Source organism: Streptomyces purpureus, assembly GCF_014648195.1.
GTDB lineage: Bacteria > Actinomycetota > Actinomycetes > Streptomycetales > Streptomycetaceae > Streptomyces > Streptomyces purpureus.
In genome coordinates this window covers 108,889-115,906 of record NZ_BMQQ01000023.1, presented here as the reverse complement: position 1 = coordinate 115,906, position 7,018 = coordinate 108,889, and the positions used below count along the sequence as shown (strand labels likewise).

Below are 7,018 nucleotides of genomic sequence, written 5' to 3'. Positions count from 1 at the left end.
GCCACGGTGCCTGGCGCCGCTCCCGGCTCGGGGGCACCGGATCCCCGGCCGGGAAGGTCTCCGGTCCGGCGCCACGGCGGCCGCCCACGCCCGGCGCCACGCCGCCGCCCCCCGCTCGTACTCCCCAGGGAGTACCCGCGCCCACCACGTCCGGCTGACGCCCCCCAGGGCCGCCCGCGGCTAGCGTGGCCGGCATGGACGATGGGTACGGACGTCATGATCACGCTCGCCCCGGACCGCCGCGGCCGTGGCGCTGGGCGGTGCGGGAGCAGGGCGGTCGGCTGCCCTGGCGGTCGACCCTCCTGATCGCCGTCTTCGTTCTCGTCGGCTCAGGCTTCGCCGCGCGCGGGCAGCCCGACCGGGAGGCGCTCGATCTGTTCGCCAGGACGCTGCTCCTCGCCGGTTCGGGGCTGCTCGTGCTGCGGCACCGGTACCCCGTCCCGGTCGTCTTCGGCGCGGCCGCCCTCACGCTCGTCTACTTCGGCGGCGGATATCCGTACGGCCCGGTCTTCGCCGTCGTCGCCGTCGCGGTGTTCGCCGCGATCGTGCACGGCCACCGCAGGGCCGCCTGGTGGGCGCTGGGTCTGCTGTGGCTGGGGCATCTGCTGATCGCGCACTGGCTCTACCGACACCTTCCGCCCGCCGGCGACGACGCCGCCCCCTGGGGGCAGGAGATCCCGATCGCCGCCGTGGTCGCCGCCATCCTCGCGGGCGCCGAGCTGGTACGCGTACGCCGGGAGCAGTGGGCGCAGCAGCGGGCCGAGCGGGCGGCGGCCGAGCGGCGCCGCGCGGACGAGGAGCGGCTGCGGATCGCGCGCGAACTGCATGACGTACTCGCGCACTCGATCGCCGTCATCAACGTCCAGGCGGGGGTGGGCCTCGCGCTGCTCGACAGCGATCCCGAGCAGGCCAGGGCCGCCCTCACCACCATCAAGTCGGCCAGCAAGGAGGCCCTGGGCGAGGTCCGCCAGGTCCTCGACACCCTGCGCAGGGCCGGGGACGCACCCCGCACCCCCGCCCCGGGTCTCGACCGGCTGCCCGAGCTCGTCGACCAGGCCGCGGGCGCGGGGCTCACCGTCGACGTCGCCCACGTGGGGACGCCGGTCGCGCTGCCACCCGGCGCCGATCTCGCCGCGTTCCGGATCGTCCAGGAGGCGCTGACGAACGTGGTGCGCCATTCCGGGTCGCGGACCGCGCGGATACGAATCACCTACGCACCCGGCGAGGTCGCGCTGCGGATCGACGACGACGGACCGGCCACGGCCGCCGACGCGGGCGGCAGCGGCAACGGGCTGGCCGGGATGCGGGAGCGGGCCGCCGCGCTCGGTGGCACGATCGAGGCGGGCACCCGCCCGGACGGCGGATTCCGGGTCGAGGCGTTCCTGCCGCTGACGCCGAAGGAGACGCCGTGATCCGAGTGCTGCTCGCCGACGACCAGTCGCTGGTCCGGGCCGGCTTCCGGGCGCTGCTCGACGCCCAGCCGGACATCGAGGTCGCGGGCGAGGCCGCCGACGGCGCGGTGGCCGTGACGGCCGCACGTGAACTGCGCCCCGATGTCGTCCTCATGGACATCCGGATGCCCGTTCTGGACGGGCTGGCGGCGACCCGCGCCATCACCGGTGACGAGACGCTCGCCGAGGTCAAGGTGGTGATGCTGACCACCTTCGAACTGGACGAGTACGTCTTCGAGGCGATCCGTTCCGGCGCCTCCGGATTCCTCGTCAAGGACACCGAGCCGGAGGAACTGCTCCGCGCCGTACGGGCGGTGGTCGAGGGCGACGCCCTGCTGTCGCCCGGTGTCACACGCCGCCTCATCGCGGAGTTCGCGGCCCGCTCCAAGGGCCCGGCCGATCCACGGGGACTCGGGGAACTCACCGAGCGGGAGCGGGAGGTGATGGCGCTCGTCGGGATCGGCCTGTCGAACGAGGAGATCGCCCGCCGCCTAGTCGTCAGCCCCCTCACCGCGAAGACTCATGTCAGCCGCACGATGGTGAAGCTCGGCGCCCGCGACAGGGCCCAACTCGTGGTCATGGCCTACGAGTCGGGGCTCGTACGCCCCGGCTGGCTGGGCTGACCCGGCCCCGCCCCGCCTCCGGACGGCCTCACGCCGCCCGCCCCCGGACCATAAAGCGCCTGGACCATGAAGCGCCCGGACCGCCCGGCGACCAGCCCCCTCACGCGCGGGCGCGCGCGGCCGGTGGTGCCCTGCTGGTGCCGTGGTCGCTCCTGGGCGCCTCACGCGCGGGCGCGCGCGGCCGGTGGCCGTTTCCGGCCCCCCGCCGCGCGTCCCCCGTCAGGACCCGGGGTTCTCAGTCCCGTACGACGACCTTCTCGGCGGTCGGCACCCCGGCGGACGTGGCGACCACCCGTGAGGGCTGCGGTGCCGCGGCCCGACGGCGCAGGCCCGGCAGCGTGATCAGCAGGCCGACCACGGCGATGCCGGTGACCACGGCGAGCCCGGGCCGGTAGTGGTCGAGCACCGCCTGCGGGGAGGAGGCGCCCTCCGCCCCGCCGCCCGCGGTGATCACCGCCGTCACCACGGCGAGGAAGATCGCGCCGCCGACCTGGATCGAGGTGTTCAGCAGGCCCGAGACCATGCCCTGCTCGTCGTCGTCCACGCCGTTGGTGGCCTGGATGTTGAGCGACGGGAAGACCAGCGCGCACGCCGCGCCCAGCAGCAGCATGGACGGCAGGATCACCGCCGCGTACCGCGGGTGCAGATCGACCCGGAGGAAGAGTGCGTATCCCGCCACGAGCAGCGCGAACCCGGTCACGATGACCTTCGGCGTGCCGAACCTGTCCACCAGATCGCCGATCTTCGTGGAGGAGAGCGCCACCAGCACACCCGCCGGCAGGAAGGCGAGCGCGGTCTGCAGGGCCGACCAGCCGAGCAGTGACTGCATGTACTGGGTCACGATGAACTGGAAGGAGACGTACGAGCCGAAGAACGCCATCGCCCCCAGCTGCGCCCGTACCTGCGGACCGGAGCGGAGCACGCCGAGCCGGACCAGCGGGTTGGCGCTGCGCCGCTCGATGATCACGAAGGTGGCCAGGAGCAGGGCGGTGAGCAGGAACGACAGCAGAGTACGGGCGGAGGTCCAGCCGACCTCGGGTGCCTGGACGACGGTGAAGACGAGCAGCAGCATGGCGGCCGTGCCGGTGACGGCGCCCGGCAGGTCGTAGCCGCGGTGGGTGTTGTCGCGTTCGCTGTGCGGGATGAGCTTGATGCCGGCGATGAGCGCGAGGAGCGCGACCGGGGCGGGCAGCAGCATCGTCCAGCGCCAGCTCAGCTCCGTGAGCAGGCCGGACAGGACCAGGCCCATGGAGAAGCCGGTGGCGGCGCAGGTGGTGTAGATGGCCAGGGCGCGGTTGCGCTGCGGGCCTTCCTGGAACGTGGTCGTGATGATGGACAGGCCGGCGGGCGCGGTGAACGCGGCGCTGAGGCCCTTGATGAAGCGGCTGGCGATCAGCAGCGGGCCGGAGTCGACGAGGCCGCCCAGCAGGGACGCGACCGCGAAGACGGCCAGGGCGATCAGGAAGACGCGGCGGCGGCCGAGCAGATCGGCGGCACGGCCGCCGAGGAGCAGCAGTCCGCCGTACCCGAGGATGTAGCCGCTGACGATCCACTGCAGGGTCGACGTGGACAGGTCGAGGTCCGTGGCGATCGACGGCAGGGCGACGCCGACCATCGAGACGTCGAGGGCGTCGAGGAACATCGCGGCGCAGAGCACCAGCAGGGTGCCCCACAGGCGGGGGCTCCAGCGTGCCTGTGTGGCGGGGACGTTGAGCGGAGAGGTCATGCGGAGCACAGTACATGCACGTGCATTCAATGTAAGCGCATTTAATTCCCGTGCAACAAAGAGGCCGATCTCTGCTAACGTGCCCGCATGGCAGCGAAGAAGTCCGAGCGTGCGCTCGTACAGGAGTGGCGGGACGTCCTCGCGCTGCACGCCCGGACGATGTGCGAGCTCGACCGCGAGCTTCACCGCCATGGGCTCGGCGCCAGCGACTTCGAGGTCCTCGACGTGCTCGCCGAGGCGGCCCCGGCCGACGGCGGCACGTCCTATCGCGTCCAGGAGCTGGCGGACCGGGTGCATCTGAGCCAGAGCGCGCTGTCGCGCCTGGTGGGCCGGCTGGAGAAGAGCGGGCTCGTGGTCCGCGGCATGTGCGGCGAGGACCGGCGAGGTGTCCGGGTCGCCCTCACGGACGCCGGGCGGGCACGCCACGCCGAGGTGCAGCCGCTCCAGCGGGCGGTCCTGACCCGGATGCTGGAGGGCTGAGCGGGCGGCGGTGCTGCCTGCGGTGGACAGCCCCCGGGCCCCCGAGCGCGAGCGGGGGCGGCGGTCCTGCCTCGGGTGGACGGCCCCCGAGGCCCCGGGGCGCGATCGGGGCGGCGGTCCTGCCTTGGGCAACGGCCCCTGAGGCCCCCGAGCTCCGAGAGCCGCCCGCGGTCTCACGTCCCCGCCGCCCGAGAGCCGCCCCCGCAGTCTCTCGTCCCCCCCCGTGAAGCCGGTAGGCGCTACGACCAGGTGATGGCGGACGTCTCCCGCCACAGCCGCGCGAGCGAGGCGTCGCCCGTCACCGTCACCGCCTGCTGCGGCAGCCTGTTCCACAGCATCGCGTACAGCCGCCCGGCCGGTCCGCTCAGCTCGCAGTCGGCGGGTCCCTCGGCGTCACGGGTGGTCCGCGGGGCATCCGCCGAGAGCCGTACGGTCCATACGTCACCGGTGTCCGTGGCCCGTATGCGCAGGACCCGCGGTTCCGGCGTGCGCACCCGGCTGCGGTCGCGGGCGTGGAAGGCGCTCAGGAGCTCGTCGACGCCGTCCGCCGCCAGGGTGGCGTCCACGGGTCGGGGACCTTCGGCGAGCGCCGACTGCGCGTCGAGGCGGTGGACGGCCGTCTCGTGTGCCTGGCGGCGGGCCCAGAACGCCCGCGGGGAAGGGGTCGGCAGGAAGGTCCAGCAGTCCAGGTCGTCGGGGGCCGCTCGCACCGTGTCGACCAGGAGCGCGTGGCCCTCACGGAACCAGGCGAGCAGGTCGTCCCCGTCGAGGTCCGGCTCGCCGCCGTCGGGCCGGTAGTCGGTGTGGCCGTCCCGGACGAAGGCGGTGGCCCAGCGGTGCACCATGCCGGTGTGCCGCAGCAGGTCGCGTACCCGCCAGCCGGGGCAGGTGGGGACGGGGGCGTCCGGTCCCGCCGACGCGGCCGCTTCGGCCAGCGCCCGGCCTTCCCGGTCGAGGGCCGCGAGGTGCTCAGATATCTCCATGATCGGGATTCTGCCAGCGTGGCCCCGACCTCAGGGGCAGCTCGTGCTGACCGGGCTTCCCCCGTCCGAGGGCCACGATCCGCCCGAGGACGAAGGCCTGGAAGAGGTAGGAGAAGAGGAACAGGCAGTGGACGGCCGGAGCGGACTCGGCCCAGTCGCCGAGCATGCCCTGCAGGGTGAAGAGCAGCGCGCTCGTCGGCGCGGACAGGAACAGGGCGAGCATGCCGGCGCCGAAGGCGGCGCCGTCGGAGTCTCCCAGTCCGATCAGGACCGTCAGCGTGACCAGGCCGAGGTAGCTGAGCGACAGCCAGTTGCCGAAGGTCGTCCGCGCGAAGGCGCGGAGCAGGCGCAGTGCCACGGTGGATCGTGCTCCCTGGGGGTTCCGGCCGGGAAGACCGGACGGTGAGGCGGACGGGCCGGGTTCATCGTGCGGCGGCCCGCCCGCCGTCCGTCTGAGTACTCCTGCTCAGCCGGACCCGGCCACCGGAGCCGGTGTGGAGACCGCCGTGCGCGCCGCGAACCCGATCAGCGCCGCACCCGCCGCCAGCGCCGCCACCGTCGTCAGGGCGAGCGGCAGCGAGAACAGGTCGGCGAGGAACCCTATCGCGGGCGGCCCGAGCAGCATGCCGCCGTATCCGAGGGTCGAGGCGGTGGCCACCCCGGCGGGACCGGCCAGCGCGCCCGCGCGCCCCACGGCGACGGGGAAGATGTTCGCCAGCCCGAGCCCGGTCACCGCGAAGCCGAGCAGCGCCGCCCATACGGTCGGGGCCAGCGCGCCGAGCAGCATGCCTGCGGCCGCGGTCGCCCCGCCGGCGACGAGGGTCCGGGTCTGCCCGAGCCGCTCCAGGAGTGCCGTACCGGTCAGCCGGCCCGTGGTCATGGCGAGGGCGAAGAGCGCGTACCCGGCCGCAGCGAGGCCGGGGTGGGCGTGCAGGTCCTGCTCCAGGTGGAGCGCGCCCCAGTCGGCCATCGCCCCCTCTCCGTACGCGGTGCACAGCGCGATCACCCCGCACACGACGACCAGACGGCGCGTGCGCCCGTCCATCGGGCGGCCGGCCGGGGGCGCGTCGGCCCGGGGCGGGGTGACGGGCGCGGGTTCACGGAGCAGCACGGGACCGGCCGCCGCGGTCAGCAGCAGACCGGCGGAGGTCAGCGCGAGCAGGTGCGCGGTCGGGCTGAGGGGCCCGGCGACAAGGCCGCCGAGCCCGGCCCCGACCATGCCGCCGAGGCTGAACGCGGCGTGGAAGCTGGGCATCACGGGCCTGCGCAGCGCGGTGACCAGGTCGACGGCGGCGCTGTTCATGCTGACGTTGACGGCGCCGTAGGCCGCGCCGAAGACCAGCAGGACCAGGCCGAGGGCGAGCGTGGAGCCGGTCAGGGCCGGAAGGGCGATGCTCAGCGACATGAGGGTGGCGGCGGCGACGGTGACGGCGTGGCTGCCGAAGCGGCGGCAGAGCCGCCCGGTCGAGGTCATCGTGACCACCGCGCCGGCCGAGACCCCGAGGAGGGCGAGGCCGAGGCCGGTGGCGGAGGCCCCGGTCTGCTCCTTGATGGCCGGAATCCGTACCACCCAGCCGGCGAACAGGAAGCCGTCGAGGGCAAAGAAGAGGGTCAGAGCGGTGCGAAGGCGAGCGAGGGCGGGTGCGGCGGGGTTTCCGCCGGGTCCCCCCGCGGCGGCCGACCTGAGTTTGTTTAGTAGCGGCACAAAGTCAGAATAGAGGTGGAACACCGATCCGGACAAGCTGGCGGTCTCGG

Annotated in this window: 7 protein-coding genes and 1 pseudogene; 3 read left to right on the top strand and 5 right to left on the bottom strand. The window is 73.9% G+C overall.

The genetic code is table 11. The features are described 5' to 3' along the window. A pseudogene (locus IEZ01_RS35200) lies at positions 1-196 on the bottom strand (hypothetical protein); the annotation flags it as partial. Here IEZ01_RS35200 and IEZ01_RS25485 point away from each other — a divergent pair. Then, a complete protein-coding gene (locus IEZ01_RS25485) occupies positions 186-1,412 on the top strand; it encodes a sensor histidine kinase (RefSeq protein ID WP_444545490.1) in 1,227 nt (408 codons plus the stop codon). The pseudogene IEZ01_RS35200 and the gene IEZ01_RS25485 overlap by 11 nt on opposite strands. Then, positions 1,409-2,074, top strand: a complete 666-nt coding sequence (locus IEZ01_RS25480) for a response regulator (RefSeq protein ID WP_019884294.1) — start codon at positions 1,409-1,411, stop codon at positions 2,072-2,074. Before IEZ01_RS25485 ends, IEZ01_RS25480 begins: the two co-directional genes overlap by 4 nt. A 235-nt stretch (positions 2,075-2,309) precedes the next feature. Here IEZ01_RS25480 and IEZ01_RS25475 read toward each other — a convergent pair whose 3' ends face one another. After that, positions 2,310-3,800: an MFS transporter gene (locus IEZ01_RS25475; RefSeq protein WP_189203956.1), complete on the bottom strand. Its 1,491-nt coding sequence runs from the start codon at positions 3,798-3,800 to the stop codon at positions 2,310-2,312. Positions 3,801-3,887: 87 nt separating this feature from the next. Here IEZ01_RS25475 and IEZ01_RS25470 point away from each other — a divergent pair, with 87 nt between their 5' ends. Then, a complete protein-coding gene (locus tag IEZ01_RS25470; protein ID WP_019884292.1) occupies positions 3,888-4,280 on the top strand; it encodes a MarR family winged helix-turn-helix transcriptional regulator in 393 nt (130 codons plus the stop codon). Positions 4,281-4,519: 239 nt separating this feature from the next. On the opposite strand, the gene IEZ01_RS25465 is transcribed toward IEZ01_RS25470, so the two are convergent. From IEZ01_RS25465 to IEZ01_RS25455, 3 genes are all read right to left on the bottom strand, one after another. Beyond that, positions 4,520-5,263 (bottom strand): maleylpyruvate isomerase family mycothiol-dependent enzyme, encoded by a 744-nt coding sequence (locus tag IEZ01_RS25465; RefSeq protein WP_019884291.1) that lies wholly within the window; start codon positions 5,261-5,263, stop codon positions 4,520-4,522. Beyond that, entirely contained in the window at positions 5,250-5,621 is a 372-nt protein-coding gene (locus IEZ01_RS25460) for an SCO4225 family membrane protein (protein WP_189203955.1), read from the bottom strand. Before IEZ01_RS25460 ends, IEZ01_RS25465 begins: the two co-directional genes overlap by 14 nt. A 108-nt stretch (positions 5,622-5,729) precedes the next feature. Further along, complete coding sequence (locus tag IEZ01_RS25455; RefSeq protein ID WP_189203964.1) at positions 5,730-6,968, bottom strand: MFS transporter; 1,239 nt, start codon at positions 6,966-6,968, stop codon at positions 5,730-5,732. Positions 6,969-7,018: the final 50 nt, after the last annotated feature.

Coding starts and splice junctions, on each gene's coding strand:
- IEZ01_RS25470 (WP_019884292.1), top strand. CDS start 3,888: ATGGCAGCGAAGAAGTCCGAGCGTGCGCTCGTACAGGAGTGGCGGGAC.
- IEZ01_RS25475 (WP_189203956.1), bottom strand. CDS start 3,800: ATGACCTCTCCGCTCAACGTCCCCGCCACACAGGCACGCTGGAGCCCC.
- IEZ01_RS25465 (WP_019884291.1), bottom strand. CDS start 5,263: ATGGAGATATCTGAGCACCTCGCGGCCCTCGACCGGGAAGGCCGGGCG.